General features: G+C 50.5%; 19 protein-coding genes and 1 other annotated feature. All 19 genes read left to right on the top strand.

Annotated features, from left to right (window positions below; translation table 11 throughout):
* The first annotated feature begins 3 nt into the window (after positions 1-3).
* The 19 genes from ispF (at position 4) to ACI48J_RS01655 (ending at position 19631) form a co-directional block, all read left to right on the top strand.
* Positions 4-489 (top strand): 2-C-methyl-D-erythritol 2,4-cyclodiphosphate synthase, encoded by a 486-nt coding sequence (gene ispF, locus ACI48J_RS01565; protein WP_326053485.1) that lies wholly within the window; start codon positions 4-6, stop codon positions 487-489.
* Positions 490-540: 51 nt separating this feature from the next.
* The gene (gene gltX, locus ACI48J_RS01570) at positions 541-1995 is read left to right on the top strand and encodes a glutamate--tRNA ligase (protein ID WP_405081364.1); all 1455 of its coding nucleotides are present in this window, start codon (positions 541-543) and stop codon (positions 1993-1995) included.
* Positions 1996-2369: 374 nt separating this feature from the next.
* On the top strand, positions 2370-3041 hold the full coding sequence (gene cysE, locus ACI48J_RS01575) for a serine O-acetyltransferase (RefSeq protein ID WP_326053489.1): 672 nt from the start codon (positions 2370-2372) through the stop codon (positions 3039-3041).
* Complete coding sequence (gene cysS, locus ACI48J_RS01580; RefSeq protein ID WP_326053491.1) at positions 3022-4419, top strand: cysteine--tRNA ligase; 1398 nt, start codon at positions 3022-3024, stop codon at positions 4417-4419. The genes cysE and cysS overlap by 20 nt, the downstream gene beginning before the upstream one ends.
* Entirely contained in the window at positions 4404-4997 is a 594-nt protein-coding gene (locus tag ACI48J_RS01585; protein WP_405081366.1) for a Mini-ribonuclease 3, read from the top strand. Before cysS ends, ACI48J_RS01585 begins: the two co-directional genes overlap by 16 nt.
* A gap of 26 nt (positions 4998-5023) precedes the next feature.
* A complete protein-coding gene (gene rlmB, locus ACI48J_RS01590; protein WP_405081368.1) occupies positions 5024-5761 on the top strand; it encodes a 23S rRNA (guanosine(2251)-2'-O)-methyltransferase RlmB in 738 nt (245 codons plus the stop codon).
* A gap of 6 nt (positions 5762-5767) precedes the next feature.
* On the top strand, positions 5768-6280 hold the full coding sequence (locus tag ACI48J_RS01595) for an NYN domain-containing protein (RefSeq protein ID WP_218231796.1): 513 nt from the start codon (positions 5768-5770) through the stop codon (positions 6278-6280).
* Between the two features lie 130 nt (positions 6281-6410).
* A complete protein-coding gene (gene sigH / locus ACI48J_RS01600; RefSeq protein WP_009674492.1) occupies positions 6411-7055 on the top strand; it encodes an RNA polymerase sporulation sigma factor SigH in 645 nt (214 codons plus the stop codon).
* Between the two features lie 256 nt (positions 7056-7311).
* Positions 7312-7461, top strand: a complete 150-nt coding sequence (gene rpmG / locus ACI48J_RS01605; RefSeq protein WP_082211310.1) for a 50S ribosomal protein L33 — start codon at positions 7312-7314, stop codon at positions 7459-7461.
* An 18-nt stretch (positions 7462-7479) separates the two neighbouring features.
* Complete coding sequence (gene secE / locus ACI48J_RS01610; RefSeq protein WP_103998021.1) at positions 7480-7692, top strand: preprotein translocase subunit SecE; 213 nt, start codon at positions 7480-7482, stop codon at positions 7690-7692.
* 22 nt (positions 7693-7714) lie between these two features.
* Entirely contained in the window at positions 7715-8248 is a 534-nt protein-coding gene (gene nusG, locus ACI48J_RS01615; protein ID WP_009674510.1) for a transcription termination/antitermination protein NusG, read from the top strand.
* Positions 8249-8427: 179 nt separating this feature from the next.
* A complete protein-coding gene (gene rplK / locus ACI48J_RS01620; RefSeq protein WP_103998020.1) occupies positions 8428-8853 on the top strand; it encodes a 50S ribosomal protein L11 in 426 nt (141 codons plus the stop codon).
* 77 nt (positions 8854-8930) lie between these two features.
* Positions 8931-9623, top strand: coding sequence for a 50S ribosomal protein L1 (gene rplA, locus ACI48J_RS01625; RefSeq protein ID WP_009674490.1), 693 nt, complete (start codon positions 8931-8933; stop codon positions 9621-9623).
* 59 nt (positions 9624-9682) lie between these two features.
* Positions 9683-9832 (top strand) — a sequence feature (ribosomal protein L10 leader region).
* Positions 9833-9894: 62 nt separating this feature from the next.
* Positions 9895-10404 carry a 50S ribosomal protein L10 gene (rplJ, locus tag ACI48J_RS01630; RefSeq protein ID WP_405081370.1) on the top strand — a complete coding sequence of 170 codons (510 nt, stop codon included), beginning with the start codon at positions 9895-9897 and terminating at the stop codon, positions 10402-10404.
* Between the two features lie 45 nt (positions 10405-10449).
* On the top strand, positions 10450-10815 hold the full coding sequence (gene rplL / locus ACI48J_RS01635; RefSeq protein WP_009674515.1) for a 50S ribosomal protein L7/L12: 366 nt from the start codon (positions 10450-10452) through the stop codon (positions 10813-10815).
* A 150-nt stretch (positions 10816-10965) separates the two neighbouring features.
* Positions 10966-11565 carry a class I SAM-dependent methyltransferase gene (locus ACI48J_RS01640; RefSeq protein ID WP_405081372.1) on the top strand — a complete coding sequence of 200 codons (600 nt, stop codon included), beginning with the start codon at positions 10966-10968 and terminating at the stop codon, positions 11563-11565.
* Positions 11566-11985: 420 nt separating this feature from the next.
* The gene (rpoB, locus tag ACI48J_RS01645; protein WP_326053500.1) at positions 11986-15522 is read left to right on the top strand and encodes a DNA-directed RNA polymerase subunit beta; all 3537 of its coding nucleotides are present in this window, start codon (positions 11986-11988) and stop codon (positions 15520-15522) included.
* Positions 15523-15600: 78 nt separating this feature from the next.
* A complete protein-coding gene (gene rpoC, locus ACI48J_RS01650) occupies positions 15601-19221 on the top strand; it encodes a DNA-directed RNA polymerase subunit beta' (protein WP_405081373.1) in 3621 nt (1206 codons plus the stop codon).
* A gap of 158 nt (positions 19222-19379) precedes the next feature.
* Entirely contained in the window at positions 19380-19631 is a 252-nt protein-coding gene (locus tag ACI48J_RS01655) for a ribosomal L7Ae/L30e/S12e/Gadd45 family protein (RefSeq protein WP_317956972.1), read from the top strand.
* Positions 19632-19749 lie beyond the last annotated feature (118 nt).

The raw sequence follows: 19749 nt of genomic DNA on the forward strand, positions 1-19749 counted from the left end.
CGGATGATTCGAGTAGGACAAGGATTTGATGTGCATCAGTTGACGGAGGGCCGCCCCTGTATTATCGGAGGCGTTACGATTCCGTATGAAAAGGGACTGCTTGGGCATTCGGATGCGGATGTCTTGCTTCACGCGATTACCGACGCCATACTGGGAGCGCTGGGTTTGGGAGATATCGGCAAGCATTTCCCGGATACGGCTGCCGAATTCAAGGATGCGGACAGTCTGGTGCTGTTGAAACGGGTCTGGTCCCTGGCCAGAGAACGCGGTTACCGGCTCGGCAACGTCGATTCCACGATTATCGCGCAGAAGCCTAAGATGGCTCCGTATATTCCGCAAATGGCGGAAATTATTGCCCGGGCGCTGGATGCGGAACTGGAGCAGGTGAACGTAAAAGCGACCACTACGGAGCAGCTCGGCTTTACCGGAAGAGGCGAAGGAATCGCGGCGCAGTCGGTTGTTTGTTTGATAAAAGGTGTGCTATCATAAATTATTATTTCAAAGGATCCCGCAAGGGAAAACGGAAGAGAGGCTAATACCATGAGTACCCCACTCCGCGTACGTTACGCACCGAGTCCGACAGGACATCTTCATATCGGTGGAGCCCGTACCGCTTTATTCGATTATTTGCTTGCCCGTAAAAACGGCGGCCAATTCGTGGTCCGCTTCGAAGATACAGACCAGACCCGCCATGTCGAGTCCGGCGTACAGAATCAGCTGGACGGCTTAAGCTGGCTGGGGCTGAAGTGGGACGAATCCGTCGACATCGGGGGCCCGTACGCTCCGTACCGTCAGATGGAACGTCTGGGCCTGTACCAGCCGTTTATCGATCAGCTGCTGAACGAGCGGAACGCGTATCACTGCTATTGCACCGAGCAGGAGCTCGAGCGCGAACGGGAAGAGCAGGAAGCGCGCGGAGAAACTCCGCAGTATTCGGGAAGATGCCGCCACCTGACCGCCGAACAGAAGGCGGAGCTCGAAGCGGAAGGGCGCAAGCCTTCTATCCGGTTCCACGTACCGAAGGATAAGATAATCGCATTTAAAGATAAAGTGCGCGAAGAGGTCGAATTCGAAACGAATGGAATCGGCGACTTTATCATCGTTCGCCCCGACGGAATTCCGACCTACAACTTTGCCGTTGTACTGGACGACCACCTCATGGAAATTTCCCTCGTCATCCGGGGCGAGGAGCATCTGACGAATACACCGCGCCAGATCATGCTGTATGAGGCACTCGGCCTGCCTGTACCGGATTTTGCGCATCTTTCGCTGATTCTTAACCCGGACCGCAAAAAAATGAGCAAGCGCGACGAGTCCATCATTCAATTCGTACAGCAGTACAGCGAATTGGGTTACCTGCCGGAAGCGGTCGTGAATTTCATCGCTTTGCTGGGTTGGTCTCCCGGAGGCGAAGTGGAGATGTTCACGCTGGAAGAGCTTGTAGAACAATTCGATCTGGACCGTGTTTCCAAAAGCCCGGCCGTCTTCGATATGGACAAGCTCAACTGGATGAACAATCATTACATCAAACAGGCGCCGCTTGAAAGAATCGCCGGACTGGCTGTTCCTCACCTTCAAAAAGCGGGGCTTATACCGGCGGAACTCTCAGAAGACCAGCACCGCTGGGCGACTGAACTCGTCGGCCTGTATCAGGAACAGCTTCGTTACGCTGCGGAGATCGTCGATCTTGCCGAGCTGTTTTTCCGGGAAAAGCTGGCTTTCGACGATGAAGCGGCCGCACTGCTTGCCGAAGAGCATGTGCCGGCCGTGGTGCAAAGCTTCTTGAAACAGGTGGAAGCTGCCGATAGTCTGGCACCGGAAAATGTGCAGAAGCTGCTTAAAGCCGTGCAGGCGGAAACCGGCTATAAGGGCAAACAGCTCTTTATGTCCATCCGCGTAGCTTTGACTGGACAGATGCACGGAAGAGACCTGAACATGACCATCCATCTGTTGGGCCGCGAAAAAGTACAGGAACGGCTCCGCGCCTTATTGTAAAGCTGTCTCTTTTGAGCTATACTGATACCAACTTTATACGATTATGAACAGCGCCGAACAGGAGAGTACCCATAAGACGGAATCTCCAGAGAGGATAACCGAGCGGCAACCCCGCTGGGCTGAAAGTTATCCGATCCCTTTATGAGGAAATGCACCTGTGAGCTGCTGCGCCGAATGATGGTTGTCCATCTGTAGGTTCAGCCGGGTCGTACCCGTTAACAACGCAGAGTTGGGAGACTTCACAGTCACCAAGCAGAGTGGAACCGCGATTATACGCCTCTGCAGCCTTACGGCTGCGGGGGCTTTTTGATTTTTTGCCAGGAGCAGTTGTTAGCAGCTAAGCATCCCAGAAACGAATAAGAAGGTGATGAACCTTGTGGAAAACCATACGTTCTGATATAAAAGCCGTCTTCGATAATGATCCTGCCGCCCGAAGCTGGTTCGAGGTTGTGTTTACTTATTCCGGGCTCCATGCCATTTGGGCGCACCGGATTGCTCACTGGTTGTATACCCGCAAGCTGTTTGCGGCGGCACGTATCATTTCGCAGTTCAGCCGTTTTATGACTGGCATAGAAATCCACCCGGGAGCGACAATCGGCGAAAGGCTGTTTATTGATCACGGGATGGGGGTAGTGATTGGCGAAACGTGTGAAATCGGCAATGACGTTATTCTTTATCAGGGAGTCACCCTCGGCGGAACGGGAAAAGAGAAGGGCAAGCGGCACCCGACGATCGGCAGTAAGGTGGTTATCTCCTCCGGGGCCAAGATCCTGGGTTCTTTCAAAGTGGGAGACAACGCGATGATCGGCGCCAATGCGGTCGTGCTTAAAGAAGTTCCCGCGAACTCTACGGTAGTGGGCATTCCCGGAAAGATTGTGAAAAGGGACGGAATCCGGGTCAACCGGCTGGATCACGGCAACGTGCCCGATCCGGTACTTGATCTTTGCCGCGCTTTACAGGTGCAAATCGACGAATTAAGGGAACAATTAGAAGAAGAGAAGACCAAGAATGGAGGCGTTAGGGAGCATGACACTCAGAATGTTTAATACGATGACAAGAGAAAAAGAAGAATTTAAACCTCTTGAACCGGGCAAGGTGAAAATGTACGTGTGCGGCCCGACCGTATATAACTATATTCATATCGGCAACGGACGCCCGGCGATTTTCTTCGATGTCGTCCGCCGCTATTTAACCTATGTCGGTTACGAAGTGACCTACGTGGTGAACTTTACGGACGTGGACGATAAGCTGATTCGCAAAGCGGAAGAAACAGGGGAGACCGTCCAGGAGCTGGCCGACCGTTTTATCGCCGCCTATATGGAAGATATGAAAACCCTCCGCATCGAGCCGGCTACGATTCATCCGCGGGTAACGGACAACATGGAGATCATCATCACCTTCATTAATTCGCTGGTGCAGCAGGGCTTCGCTTACGAGAATGGCGGAGACGTGTACTACCGGACCTCCCGCTTTAAGGAATACGGAAAGCTGTCGCATCAGAATCTGGATGAGCTTCAATACGGTATCCGCATCGAAGTGGATGAGCGCAAGGAAAATCCGCAGGATTTCGTCCTTTGGAAAGCGGCAAAACCGGGCGAGGTGTTTTGGTCCAGTCCGTGGGGCAACGGACGTCCGGGCTGGCACATCGAATGCTCCGCTCTCGTACACAAGTATCTGGGAGAGTCGATCGATATTCACGGCGGCGGCGTAGACCTCACGTTCCCGCACCATGAGTGCGAAATTGCCCAGACGGAAGCCATTACGGGCAAGCCGATGGCGAAATACTGGCTCCATAACGAATTCCTCAATATCGATAACGAGAAAATGTCCAAATCCCTCGGCAACGGGGTGCTGATCAGAGAGATTGCCAAAAAGATCAAGCCGGAGACGCTCCGCTTTTTCATGCTGTCCTCCCATTACCGGAATCCGCTTAATTTCAGCGAAGACGGGTTAACGCAAGCCGGCAACGGATTGGACCGTATCCAGAATTGTGTGACCAACCTGAAGCACCGTCTCGGCATCGCTCAGGAAGATGCTCTGGACGATCAGGTAGAGGCGCGCGTGAAAGAAATCGAAGCCCAGTTTATTTCGAAAATGGACGACGATTTCAATACTCCCGATGCGATAACCGCTGTTTTCGATCTCGTCACGGAGGCCAACCGTGTGCTGCAGCAGGAGCGGGTATCTGCGGCTACGCTCAGACTGATTATGGGACGTTTCCGCAATTTCGATTCCGTACTCGGCATCCTGGCAAGAGAAGAGAATGAGCTGCTGGACGAGGAAATCGAGGGACTGATCGAAGAACGCAATGAAGCGAGACGGGCGAAAAACTGGGCTCGCGCCGATGAAATCCGCGACCTGCTTACCGAGAAGGGCATCTATCTCGAAGATACGCCGCAGGGTATCCGTTGGCGACGGAAATGAATCTTTCCGATAAGCCGAACTCGCAGCTGTTCCGGTACCCGCCTTCCCAAAAGCCCGAATTGCTGAACCCTCTTGTCCTTGCTTACGTCGGGGATGCCGTATATGAAATGTTTATCCGGCAATACGTCATCTCCATGCCCAACCAGCGCCCGAATCATCTGCACCGTGCGGCGACGCGCTACGTATCGGCCAAAGGGCAGTCGAAAGCGCTCCAGGCGCTGATGCCTCTCCTTACGGAGGAGGAAACGGGCATAGTCAAGCGAGGACGCAACGCCAAATCCGGCTCGACGGCCAAAAACGCGGATGTGCTGGAATACCGGCACAGCACCGCATTCGAAGCCCTGATCGGCTATTTGTACTATAAGCAGGCGTATGAACGCCTGAACTATATCATGGAAGCCTCTCTGGAGCCGGAGAAAATTGCGGCTTTGACGGCTTCGGAATCCGAAGCGGGCACAGCTTCGAATCAACCCGGCGGTACGGACACCGGCACCGGAAGGGTTCAATCCGATGTCTCCGGAGAGCCGGAGGCAGCCGGAGCAGATCCGGAAGCGCCGTCCGATGCACACAAACTTTAAGCAGAATCATTATAGGAGGCACGACCATGGAAGAATACATCGGCGGTAAACACTCGGTGCTCGAAGCGCTGCGCTCCGGCCGCACCATTCATAAAATATGGCTGAGCGAGTCCGCCCAGAAACAGCTGGCCCAGCCCGTTGCCGCGGAAGCCAAGAAGCTTGGCGTCATCGTGCAGACAGCCGACAAACGCAAGCTCGATCAGCTTGCTCCGGATTTGCAGCACCAGGGCGTCGTCGCCCAGGTGGCGGCTTATGACTACGCCAGCGTGGACGACATTCTGGCGCGCGCCGAGCGCAAAGGAGAGGATCCGTTCATTCTGATCCTCGACGAGATCGAGGATCCGCATAATCTCGGATCCATCCTCCGTACAGCGGACTGCACCGGCGTGCACGGCGTCATCATTCCCAAGCGGCGCTCCGTCGGCTTAACCGCAACCGTCTCGAAGACATCGGCCGGAGCGGTGGAGTATGTGCCCGTAGCCCGCGTGACGAATATTTCCCAGACCATCGCCGATCTGAAAGAACGCGGTGTCTGGATAGCGGGCACGGACGTGACTGCGGCTGACGACGTATACCGCAGTAATTTTAAAATGCCGCTGGCTCTGGTTATCGGCAACGAAGGCCGCGGAGTCGGCCGCCTGATCAAGGAATCGTGCGATTTTCTCGTGAAGCTGCCGATGCATGGACGGGTGAATTCGCTCAATGCGTCCGTAGCCGCGGGAGTATTGATGTACGAGGTAGTCAGACAACGTACTACGGGATAACCTCGTATGAAAGAATTCCTGATTGTGGACGGCTACAATATTATCGGGGCCTGGCCCGAGCTGAAGCAGCTGCGCGACCGCAGTTTGGAAGAGGCGAGGGATAGGCTCATCACCATATTGGCGGAATACCAGTCTTTCTCCGGCGTAAAGGTTTATCTGGTTTTTGACGCGTATCAGGTTCCGGGACTGGGCAAAACGTACGTGCAGAGCAGACTCAGCGTTCTGTATACGAAAGAGAAGGAAACGGCCGACGAACTGATCGAGCGTCTCGTTACCGAACTGACCGGCCGGCGTCGTCAGATTTACGTGGCCACCTCCGATATGACCGAGCAGCATGTGATATTCGGCAAGGGCGCGCTCCGTCTCCCGGCTTCCGAACTTTTCGTCAAAATTAAACAGAGCCGCACGGAGGTCCGCAAACGTATCCGGGAAGAGGCCGAGAGCGGCCGAAACACCTTTGACAGCAAGCTGAATGAGGAAATGCGGGAGATCTTCGAGAAATGGCGGCGGGGGAAGTAACATCAGACACTTTTGAAAAAGTCTGGAAAAAGAATGTCCGTTTGCATTGACGATGTAAGATTACATAATGTATACTTATCCTATCCTTTTTTAGCAAACTTGGTAGTTTTGCAGGCCGGAGGGATTGTTGGTGAGTGTCGACCTCAAAGAGCTTAGAATGACCGATTACGATCTCAAGACTGACGAAGACATCGTCGACGCTGTCCATTGCGGCAACAGCGACGCGCTGGAGTATCTGATCAACAAGTATCGCAATTTTGTTCGCGCTAAAGCCCGTTCGTATTTTCTCATCGGCGCTGACCGCGAGGATATCGTGCAAGAAGGCATGATCGGTTTATATAAATCGATTCGTGATTTCCGTGGAGACAAGCTATCGTCATTCAAAGCGTTTGCAGAGTTGTGCATTACGCGGCAGATCATTACGGCTATTAAAACGGCGACCCGCCAGAAGCATATCCCGCTTAACTCTTACGTTTCGCTGGACAAGCCTATCTACGACGAGGATTCGGACCGCACGCTGCTGGACGTTATCTGCGGCTCGAAGGTTACGGACCCTGAAGAACTGATTATCAATCAGGAAGAATTCAGCGGACTCGAAGACAAGATGGGCGAGATTCTGAGCGATCTGGAACGCCGTGTGCTTATGCTCTATTTGGATGGAAGATCTTATCAGGAAATTGCGGTGGATCTGGACCGTCACGTGAAGTCGATCGACAACGCGCTGCAGCGGGTCAAACGCAAGTTGGAGCGTTACTTGGAAGTACGCGATTTATAGATGAGGCACCCTTTCGGTGAATGGGTGTTTTTATTTTTTTTCGCCGGATGATAATGGAAATAACGTACGTTTAAGAGAATGTCGGCTGGTCGATAATGAGAAGAGAACCCAGGTCGAGAAAGGGTTTTTTGCTGTGCGCGGGGCAGGATGTTATCCTTGACACCCCATACCGGTTATGTTAAAGTATTGCAGGTAGCCCTATCGCTTTTTTTTTGTGCGCAAAAAAGGGTATATCCTGATACGGGAGGTGTAACACATGCGAGTTGTTATGACGCTAGCTTGCACGAACTGCAAGCAACGGAACTATACTTCCAACAAGAACAAGCGTAACCATCCAGACCGTATGGAGTTCAAGAAATTCTGCAAATATTGCAATGAACATACCGCTCATCGCGAAACCAGATAGTCTGTGGAGGTGTAGTGCGTGGCTTTCTTAGCTAAAATGAAGCAGGGTTTCGGCTCCTCGTTCTCGTTTTTTACTGAAAGCTGGAGCGAACTGAAGAAGGTCAAGTGGCCAACACGCAAGGAAATGATCAGCTATACGACCGTTACCCTTGTGACGGTGGCTTTCGTGACTGTCTATTTTTTCTTGCTCGACCTGGGGATCTCTGAGTTGCTGCGGCTTGTCTTCAAATAAATTCAGGAACTAGGTGGCAAATATGGAAAAAAGATGGTATGTCGTTCATACCTATTCAGGTTACGAGAACAAAGTCAAAGCCAATTTGGAGAAGCGCGTTGAATCTATGGATATGGCGGACAAGATCTTCCGCGTACTCGTACCCATGGAGGAAGAGCTGGTAAACAAAGACGGCAAGAAGAAAACCGTCATGCGTAAAGTTTATCCCGGATACGTGCTCGTAGAGATGATTCAAACCGACGATTCCTGGTATGTTGTTCGCAACACTCCCGGCGTAACCGGCTTTGTAGGCTCGACGGGTTCCGGCTCTAAACCGACTCCGCTGCTTCCGGAAGAAGTCGAATCTATTCTGAAGCATATGGGAATGGAAGAACCGAAACCGAAGATCGATTTCGATCTGAAGGAAACGGTTCGCGTGAAGGTAGGTCCTTTTGCGAATTTCGTCGGCACTGTCGAAGAAATTATTGCAGACAAGAGCAAGCTCAAGGTTCATGTCAACATGTTTGGTCGAGAGACTCCGCTGGAGCTTGAGTTCCATCAGGTGGAGAAACTGTAGACTACATCGATTCAAATCCCTCTATTGAGGAAGTTTCTCTTGCGGAATCAGGTTGCTGATTCTGGCTGGTTCCTTAAGAAAAGCTTAGCCAGATCTGTTTCTTTCGCGGATGGGCTTTTGCTGGTGGGAGGGAAATGATCCCGTCGAACCACACTACGTGCAAGGAGGTGTCATCACACATGGCAAAAAAGGTAATTAAAATGGTGAAACTGCAGGTTCCTGCAGGGAAAGCGAATCCTGCTCCGCCAATCGGTCCTGCTCTGGGTCAAGCTGGCGTGAACATCATGGCTTTCTGTAAGGAGTTCAATGCTAAGACTGCTGATCAAGCGGGTCTGATCATTCCGGTTGTTATCACTGTATTCGAGGACCGTTCGTTCACATTCGAAACGAAAACGCCTCCGGCAGCCGTACTTCTTCGTATCGCAGCTGGCGTCGAAAAAGGTTCCGGCGAACCGAACAAGAAGAAAGTTGCAACGGTTAAGCGTGCGAAAGTTCGCGAAATCGCTGAAACGAAAATGCCTGACCTTAACGCTGCATCCGTAGAGGCTGCAATGCTTATGGTTGAAGGTACTGCTCGCAGCATGGGCATCACGATCGAAGACTAATTCGATTCGTAGGCTTCCCCTGGAAGCCGCAAAACAGTGGGAGGGCAATCCGTTACGACCACAGAGGAGGAATACAAATGGCTAAACACGGTAAGAAATATAACGAAGTGGCTAAGCAGGTTACTGCCGATGCACTTTATGAGCCGGCTGAAGCGATTGAGCTTGTTAAGAAAACAGCTCCGGCGAAATTTGATGAAACAGTTGATATTGCTGTTCGTCTTGGCGTTGACCCAAGAAAACAGGACCAGGCTGTCCGCGGCGTAGTTGTACTTCCGCACGGTACTGGTAAAACTAAGCGCGTCCTCGTATTCGCGAAAGGCGACAAAGCTAAAGAAGCAGAAGCAGCTGGCGCTGATTTTGTAGGCGATCAGGATATGATCAACAAAATCCAGCAAGGTTGGTTCGAATTCGATGTTTGCGTAGCTACTCCTGACATGATGAGTGAAGTCGGTAAACTCGGACGTCTGCTCGGTGGTAAAGGCCTTATGCCTAACCCTAAAGCAGGTACCGTAACTTTCGACGTTACCAAAGCCGTTCAAGAGATCAAAGCTGGTAAAATCGAATACCGCCTCGATAAAGCAGGACAAATTCATGCTCCACTCGGCAAAGTATCTTTCGACGCTGACAAGCTCTCCGAGAACTTCAAAGCGCTGATCGACGCACTGCTCAGAGCGAAACCTGCCGCTGCTAAAGGTGTATACCTGAAAAGCGTTGCAATATCCTCCACAATGGGCCCGAGCGTTCGCGTGAACCTTCAATCCTTCAGATAAGTTATTCTACGGTTGACATTTTATGTCGAACGTGATAACATTACTGAGGTCGTTAGTTTAACAAACGAATATATAGACCGTAGACAGCAGGTGCCGATGGGAGCATCCCAAACAGCTTAATGTCCTGCCGAGGTGTTATGATATAAGTTCGGGTTATACCGGAAGTGTCATGCCTTCGTAGAGTCTACGAAGGCATTTCTTATGCTTAGGCTGCGGAAATGCTTGTAATAGATTCGGTGAAAACCAGATTGACAAGAAGTGAGGTGTACCTATGGCAAACGCAAAGATTTTAGCAGAAAAAGAGCAGATCGTATCCGACTTGTCGGAAAAACTACGTGCAAGCTCCTGCACAATCGTAACCGACTATCGTGGTCTTAACGTTGCGCAAGTAACGGAACTTCGTAAACAACTACGTGAAGCAGGCGTAGAATTCCAAGTTCTTAAGAACTCGATGGTAAGACGTGCAACTGCTACCGCTGAGCTGACGGAACTGGATGCACATCTGACAGGACCGACTGCTATCGCGTTCAGCAAAGACGACGTTATCGCTGCAGCGAAAATCCTTAACAACTTTGCTAAGAAAAACGAAAGCCTGAGCATTAAAGCGGGCGTTGTTGAAGGTAAAGTTGTGGATGTAGCTCAAATCAAAGCGCTGGCAGATCTGCCTTCCCGCGAAGGTCTTCTGTCCATGCTCCTCAGCGTGCTTCAAGCACCTGTGCGCAACTTCGCTCTTGCGGTTAAAGCTGTGGCTGAAAAGCAAGAAAGCGGAGCGGAAGCTTAATTTTTACCCAAAAATCATTCAAATGAATATAATGGAGGTTTAACCATGAGTAACGAGCAAATCTTGGAAGCCATTAAAGGCATGACAGTTCTTGAACTGAACGATCTGGTTAAAGCAATTGAAGAAGAATTTGGCGTCACTGCTGCAGCTCCAGTTGCAGTAATGGGCGGCGCTGCTGGCGGTGCTGAAGCTGCTGAGCAATCCGAGTTCGACGTAATCCTGAACAACGCTGGTGCTTCCAAAATCAACGTTATCAAAGTCGTTCGCGAAATCACTGGTCTTGGTCTGAAAGAAGCAAAAGACCTGGTTGACAACGCACCGAAGCCTATCAAAGAAAAAGTAGGCAAAGAAGAAGCAGAAGCAGTAAAAGCAAAACTCGAAGAAGCTGGCGCTTCCATCGAAGTGAAATAATTTTGGTTTACACGAGAAACCTCTTGAAGCCTGGCTTCAAGAGGTTTCTTTTGAATTTATGGAGCTTTTTACATGCAGTTCATGTGGAGCTTCATAATTCCGGGTATTCTAGGATAGGAATAGTGACTTGAATACAAAGGAGCGATGGCGGTGGCGGATCACTACTATACGCAAAAACCGACAGTGAAACACGATGTGCGGGAAATAGAGTTTCAAGTGGGGGAACGCAAGCTTCGATTGATGACGGACGCCGGCGTTTTTTCCAAGAACGAGGTTGATTTTGGCAGCCGTCTGCTAATTGAAACCATGGCGCTTCCGGCTAAGGCCTGTGTTCTGGATGTGGGCTGCGGATACGGACCGATCGGATTGAGTGCAGCTTTCAGATATCCGGCCGCTCATGTGACGATGGTAGATATCAACGAACGTGCTGTGGAATTGTCACGGCAAAACGCGGAACGCAACGGGATCCGGAATGTTACCGTACTTCAAAGCGATAAGCTGGAGGCGGTAAAGACGGAAAAGTTCGATGTCGTACTGACAAATCCGCCGATACGGGCAGGCAAACAAACCGTGCATGCCATTTTTGAAGAGGCTTGCGAGTGCCTGAATCCGGGAGGCGCTTTATGGGTGGTTATCCAGAAGAAACAAGGGTCGCCGTCGGCATTCGCTAAGATGGAAGAGCTTTTCGGAGAGGCTGAAGAGGTTACAAAAGACAAAGGCTACCGTATATTACGGGCTTTTAAGAAATAGTCAAGCGTTTGAGAAAAAAGTTTGACTTGACAATCTTGATATGGTATCATTAAAAAATGTCAGTATTAAGATGGGCTTGATGTCTTTTCGTTAAAGAAAATGTCAAGCATTTTTTTTGGAAAGAAATGAATAAAATTTCAAACGTTGAGTATAATGTTGAAATTTTAGGAAATTCTAACAAAATAGTAGTACTAGTCATAACGATGCGGATCAACAAGAAAAACCTCCATCCATTGCAGTCGCTTCTTCGGACGGGCTCTCTGACAAGATCGGAGATGTCCAACCTTAGCGTGCGCCCGGCTTAGACGCCCTTCCTTAAGGGGGTGCCACCATACAAGACGGCGCCGCCTGAAGTGTACGTCGATAGAAGTTTTTCTTATTTATTTTTATGAACTGAGTAGACTTAAGGGGTGAATGAAGTTGGCGGGACATCTTGTTCAATTTGGACGACGCAAACGCAGGACTTATGCTCGAATTAATGAGGTGCTGGACATCCCCAACCTGATCGAAATTCAACAAAAATCATACGAATGGTTTTTGGATGAAGGATTACGGGAGATGTTTTTAGATATCTCACCGATTCAGGATTTTACGGGGAATCTAGTGCTTGAGTTTATTGACTACAGCTTAGGAGAGCCTAAGTATTCCGTGGACGAATCCAAAGAGCGGGACGTAACCTACGCTGCACCGCTTCGGGTTAAGGTACGTCTGATCAATAAGGAAACCGGAGAAGTAAAGGAACAGGAAGTGTTCATGGGCGATTTCCCGATCATGACCGAAACCGGAACCTTTATTATTAACGGTGCTGAACGTGTAATTGTCTCCCAGCTCGTTCGTTCTCCTAGCGTCTATTATAGCACTAAAGTGGATAAGAACGGTAAAAAGACTTACACGGCTACGGTTATTCCTAACCGGGGAGCCTGGCTGGAATTAGAGACGGACGCGAAAGATATCATTTATGTGAGAATCGACCGCACACGTAAAATTCCGGTTACCGTTCTTCTGCGCGCACTTGGATTCGGAACCGATGCCGAGATTCTTGATCTTCTTGGCGACAATGAATATATACGCAATACACTCGACAAAGACAACACCGATTCGACGGATAAAGCGCTGATTGAAATTTACGAGCGTCTTCGTCCGGGCGAGCCGCCGACCTTGGATAACGCAAGAAGCTTGCTTGTAGCGCGTTTCTTCGATCCGAAGCGGTATGACCTTGCTAACGTAGGTCGGTACAAAATCAACAAGAAGCTTCATATCAAGAACCGATTGTTCAACCAGCGTCTTGCCGAAACTCTTGCGGATCCGGAAACGGGCGAAATCGTAGCCGAAGCCGGTCAACTGCTTGACCGCCGTCTGCTTGACGAAGTGCTGCCTTTCCTGGAGAAGAAGATCGGGTTTAAAGATTATTCCGTTCCTAACGGAGTTGCCGGAGAAGAGATCATTCCGGTTCAAACCATCGATGTGTACTCTCCGATCGAAGACGGGAAAGTAGTTAAGGTAATTTCTAACGCTGTCATTGACAAGTCCGTTAAGAACATTACACCGGCCGATATCATTTCGTCCATTAACTACTTTATAAACCTTCTGCACGGGATCGGAAACACGGATGATATCGATCATCTCGGTAACCGTCGTCTCCGCTCGGTTGGCGAACTGCTTCAGAACCAGTTCCGTATCGGTTTGTCCCGTATGGAACGTGTCGTTCGCGAGCGTATGTCCATTCAGGATGCGAACGTTATTACACCGCAGGCTCTGATCAACATACGTCCGGTTATTGCCGCGATTAAAGAGTTCTTCGGAAGCTCCCAACTCTCGCAGTTTATGGACCAGACGAATCCGTTGGCTGAACTAACGCATAAACGCCGTCTGTCCGCATTGGGTCCCGGTGGTTTGACACGTGAGCGCGCGGGCTTTGAAGTCCGTGACGTCCATCACTCCCACTATGGCCGGATGTGTCCGATTGAAACGCCGGAGGGTCCGAACATCGGGTTGATCAACTCCTTGTCCACCTTCGCGCGGATCAACGAATACGGCTTTATCGAGGCTCCTTACCGCCACGTAGATCCGAAGACCGGTGTAGTCACGGAAGAAATCGTGTATATGACAGCGGATGAAGAGGATAACTACGTCGTTGCTCAAGCGAATGCTGAACTTACGGAAGAAGGAACATTCGTTAACGACAGTGTTATCGTTCGTTATAAAGATGATATCTTGACTTTGCCTAAAGAGCGCGTCGACTACATGGACGTATCTCCTAAGCAGGTCGTATCGGTTGCGACAGCATTGATTCCGTTCTTGGAAAACGATGACTCCAACCGTGCCCTCATGGGATCCAACATGCAGCGTCAAGCCGTTCCGCTTCTAATTCCTAAGGCGCCGCTCGTCGGTACGGGAATGGAACATAAGTCCGCTAAAGACTCCGGTGTTTGTATTGTTGCCAAACATGACGGAATTATTGAAAAAGTTGCCGGCAATGAAATTTGGCTGCGCCGCCAGGAACTGGTGGACGGTAAATTGGTTAACGGCAATCTCATCAAGCATAAGCTTCACAAGTTTATGCGTTCCAACCAAGGTACGTGTATCAACCAGCGTCCGATCGTTCAAAAGGGCCAGCTTGTTAAAGCGGGCGACATCCTTGCCGACGGTCCTTCGACGGAACAGGGCGAACTGGCTCTCGGCCGTAACGTAGTCGTTGCTTTCATGACATGGGAAGGCTACAACTATGAGGATGCGATCCTTCTGAGCGAAAGACTTGTAAAAGAAGATGTGTATACATCCATTCACATCGAGGAATACGAGTCCGAAGCGCGGGATACGAAGCTCGGTCCGGAAGAGATCACTCGCGACATTCCGAATGTCGGCGAAGATGCTCTGAAGAACCTCGACGAGCGCGGAATCATCCGCGTCGGTGCCGAAATCGGCGCGGGCGACATTCTCGTCGGCAAAGTAACGCCGAAGGGCGTAACGGAACTGACGGCAGAAGAGCGTCTCCTTCACGCGATCTTTGGTGAGAAGGCGCGTGAAGTGAGAGACACCTCCCTGCGCGTTCCTCACGGAACCGACGGTATCGTCGTAGACGTGAAAGTATTTACACGCGAGAACGGCGACGAACTGCCTCCGGGCGTTAACCAGCTCGTTCGTGTCTACATTGCCCAGAAGCGTAAAATCTCCGAGGGTGATAAAATGGCCGGACGTCACGGTAACAAAGGGGTTATCGCGCGTATCCTCCCTGAGGAAGATATGCCGTTCATGCCGGACGGAACGCCTGTAGAAGTCGTACTGAACCCGCTGGGTGTACCTTCGCGTATGAACATCGGTCAAGTACTGGAAGTTCATTTGGGTATGGCCTCCAGAGCGCTCGGTATCCACGTGGCCACGCCGGTATTCGACGGAGCGCGCGAGTACGACGTGTTCGATACGATGGAGGAAGCCGGCATGCAGCGTAACGGTAAAACCAAGCTCTATGACGGCCGTACAGGCGACGCTTTTGAACGCGAAGTTACCGTTGGCGTCATGTACATGATTAAACTGGCGCACATGGTCGATGATAAAATCCACGCCCGTTCTACAGGTCCGTACTCTCTCGTTACACAGCAGCCTCTGGGCGGTAAAGCTCAGTTCGGCGGTCAGCGTTTCGGGGAGATGGAAGTGTGGGCCCTAGAGGCCTACGGCGCGGCTTACACGCTGCAGGAAATCCTGACGGTGAAGTCCGATGACGTGGTCGGTCGTGTTAAAACGTACGAATCCATCGTCAAAGGCGAGAACGTGCCGGAGCCGGGTGTTCCGGAATCGTTTAAAGTATTGATCAAGGAGCTTCAAAGCTTGGGAATGGACGTTAAAATCCTGTCCGGCGACGAAGAGGAAATCGAGATGAAAGAACTCGATGATGAGGAAGATACGACCAGTGACAAGCTTAATCTGAACCTTGAAGGGGCAGAAATTGGAGTCGAATAGCTGCAACTGATAGAGGAAAGGCGGACATAGCAGTCCGCCTCCTTCCCATAACTAGCACATTCTAAGGAGGGTTGCTCCTTGTTGGACGTAAACAACTTCGAATTTATGAAAATTGGATTGGCCTCACCTGAGAAGATCCGTTCGTGGTCCCGTGGGGAAGTTAAAAAACCGGAAACCATCAACTACAGAACTTTAAAACCGGAGAAAGAAGGTTTGTTCTGCGAGAAGATTTTCGGACCGACGAAAGACTGGGAGTGTCACTGCGGTAAATACAAGCGTGTGCGTTACAAAGGTGTCGTTTGTGACCGTTGCGGCGTTGAAGTAACGCGCCAGAAGGTTCGTCGCGAACGTATGGGACACATTGAGCTTGCCGCTCCCGTATCCCACATCTGGTATTTCAAAGGTATTCCTAGCCGCATGGGTCTTGCTTTAGATATGTCTCCTCGTTCCCTTGAAGAGATTATCTACTTTGCATCCTATGTAGTAACGGACCCTGGAGACACGCCTCTTGAGAAGAAGCAGCTTCTTTCCGAAAAAGAATACCGCAGCTACCGCGAGAAATACGGCTATGCTTTCCAAGCAGGTATGGGCGCCGAGGCAGTTAAGAAACTTCTGCAGGATATCGACATCGATAAAGATGTGGAATCCTTGAAAGAAGAACTCAAAACCGCTCAAGGCCAACGTCGTAACCGGGCGATCAAACGTCTGGAAGTTATGGAAGCTTTCCGTAATTCGAAAAACCGTCCGGACTGGATGGTTCTTGATGTGCTGCCGGTTATTCCTCCGGAACTTCGCCCGATGGTTCAGCTGGACGGCGGACGTTTTGCGACTTCCGACCTTAACGATCTGTATCGTCGCGTTATTAACCGTAACAACCGTCTGAAGCGTCTTCTCGACCTAGGCGCCCCGGATATTATCGTTCAAAACGAGAAGCGTATGCTTCAAGAAGCCGTTGACGCTCTGATCGATAACGGCCGTCGCGGCCGTCCGGTAACGGGTCCGGGTAACCGTCCCCTTAAATCTCTCAGCCACATGCTGAAAGGTAAGCAGGGCCGTTTCCGTCAGAACTTGCTCGGTAAACGTGTCGACTACTCCGGCCGTTCCGTTATCGTTGTAGGTCCTAGCCTCAAAATGTACCAGTGCGGTCTGCCTAAAGAGATGGCATTGGAACTTTTCAAGCCTTTCGTTATGAAAGAGCTCGTAAACAAAGGCCTTGCCCATAACATCAAAAGCGCGAAACGCAAAGTAGAGCGTGTTAGCCCTGAAGTTTGGGATGTCCTTGAAGAAGTCATTAAGGAGCACCCGGTTCTTCTGAACCGTGCCCCCACACTGCATAGATTGGGTATCCAGGCGTTCGAACCGATTCTGGTCGAAGGACGCGCCATCAAGCTGCATCCGCTCGTATGTACGGCCTATAACGCCGACTTCGACGGTGACCAAATGGCCGTTCACGTGCCGCTTTCCGCTGAAGCGCAGGCAGAAGCACGGCTTCTCATGCTTGCGGCAGGAAACATTCTTAACCCGAAAGACGGCAAGCCGGTCGTAACTCCATCGCAGGATATGGTTCTGGGAAGCTTCTATCTGACTACGGACAACAAGCATGGTCGCGGTGCGAACTTGATCTTCCGTTCCGTTAACGAAGCCGTTTCCGCTTATCAGAACGGGACTGCCGAGCTTCATGCCCGCGTAGCTATCCCTGCTAAGGTTTTGAATAAGAAGAACTTTACGGAAGCCCAACAGAACGCTTATCTGATTACGACCGTCGGTAAAATCATCTTTAACGAGATTTTCCCGGATGACTTCCCGTACATCAATGATGCGACTAAAGCGAATCTGCTTAACGGCCCGTCCGATGACTATTTCGTGTTTGAAAAAGGCTCCAACATCCGTGCCAGAATGGAAGAACTGCCGGAAGCTAAAGCGGTCGGCAAAGACTACCTCGGTTCGATTATTGCCGAGTGCTTCCGTAATTACCATACAACTAGAACTTCGGTCATTCTCGACAAGATCAAAGAACTCGGCTTCACATACTCCACTAAAGCCGGTATTACGGTTGCCGTGGCGGATGTCGTGGTACCTAACGAGAAGAAGAAGATCCTTGAAGATTCCGAAGAGAAGGTACGCACGGTAACGAACCAATACCGCCGTGGTCTTATTACCGACGATGAGCGTTATGACCGTGTTATCGCGATCTGGAGTAAAACGAAGGATGAAATCACGGATATCCTGATGAGATCCCTCGACAAATACAACTCCATCAACATGATGGTGGAATCCAAAGCGCGGGGTAACAAATCGCAAATCACCCAGCTGGGCGGTATGCGTGGTCTGATGGCCAACCCGTCGGGTAAAATCATTGAGTTGCCGATTAAATCGAACTTCCGTGAAGGTCTTACCGTCTTGGAATACTTTATTTCCACGCACGGTGCCCGTAAAGGTCTTGCCGATACGGCCCTTCGTACGGCGGATTCGGGTTACCTGACTCGTCGTCTCGTTGACGTGGCCCAAGACGTTATCGTCCGTGAAGATGATTGCGGAACGGATAAAGGATTTATCGTCAGCAAAATTCAAGACGGCAAAGAGGTTATCGAAGACCTGTTTGACCGTATTGAAGGCCGCTATGCGTTTGAAACGATTCGTCACCCGGAGACGGGCGAAGTTATCGTAAACCGTAATGAGCTGATCGAAGCCAACATTGCGAATGCGATCATTGATGCGAATATCGAACGTCTTCAGATTCGTTCCGTTCTCAGCTGCCGGTCCCGTCATGGGGTCTGCAAGAAGTGCTACGGACGTAACCTGGCGACTGGGCAGCACGTTGAAATCGGGGAAGCTGTCGGTATTATCGCGGCTCAATCCATCGGTGAACCGGGAACCCAGCTTACCATGCGTACGTTCCATACCGGGGGCGTAGCCGGAGACGATATCACGCAAGGTCTTCCGCGTATTCAAGAGCTTTTCGAAGCCCGGAATCCGAAAGGTCAAGCGATTATCTCTGAAATCGACGGACTTGTTAAAGAGATCCGCGAAGCCAAGGACCGCCGTGAAATTGAAGTTCAGGGCGAAGCCGAGTCCCGTGTATACGCGGTACCATACGGTTCCCGCGTAAGAGCGACTGTCGGGCAGACGATCGAAGCCGGGGATGAGCTGACCGAAGGTTCGATCGATCCGAAGGAAATGCTTCGTATCAAAGGTATCCGCGGCGTTCAAAACTACATCCTTCAAGAGGTTCAGCGCGTTTACCGGAACCAGGGTGTAGAAATTAACGATAAGCACGTCGAAGTTATGATTCGTCAAATGCTTCGCAAGATTCGTATCGTTGACGCCGGGGACACGACGCTTCTGCCAGGCTCCTTCGTAGACATGCACGAATATGAAGAAGCGAACAAAGTAGCTTTGTTTGCGGATAAAGAGCCTGCCGTAGCCAAACCGATCCTTCTCGGAATTACGAAAGCATCGCTGGAGACGGATTCCTTCCTCTCCGCGGCATCGTTCCAAGAGACGACTCGCGTATTGACGGATGCCGCGATTAAAGGCAAAGTCGATCAGTTGCTCGGTCTCAAAGAGAATGTTATCATCGGTAAGCTGATTCCTGCAGGTACGGGTATGACCCGCTACCGGAACATTCGGATCGTAGACCCGAACCAGGAACCGTCTGAAGAAGAAAACACAGAAAAAGAAGCGGTATCCGTTGAATAAACGGAACTGATTCGGCAATAAAATGCCCGTCTTCCGAGAGTTTGTAAAAAAAATCAAAGGAGACGGGTAATATTCTTGACACTACCTTGCCGAGATGCTAAGATATCGTAGTGTGCCTAAATTAATATTCTTTCCTGTTCTTTGGAGGATATGGGATTATGACATATGACAAAGTAAAACAGGCTTCGAAGTTAAGTGTCGGCACAAAGCAAGCAACGAAAAGCGTCGAGCTTGGTCAGGCATTAGAAGTTATTGTTGCCAAAGATGCAGATCCGCGAATGACTACTAAGATTGTTAATCTCTGCAGCAAGTCAGGAGTAGAGGTTACTTACGTAGATTCTATGAAGCTGCTTGGGAAAGCATGTGGAATTGAAGTGGGAGCCGCTGTGGCTGCGATCGTCGATAAATAGTAAGGTCGAGTGTTTTTGTTTCTAGATTTCATGTGAGAATAACCAGCTTATTTTTGCTGAGTCTAAAAACAAAAACTTTCCTTTGCTTTTTTACGACTCGCCTGGATCTGTGGGCTTG

The sequence above is a fragment of the Paenibacillus chitinolyticus genome (assembly GCF_045038035.1).
Taxonomy (GTDB): domain Bacteria; phylum Bacillota; class Bacilli; order Paenibacillales; family NBRC-103111; genus Paenibacillus_F; species Paenibacillus_F chitinolyticus_A.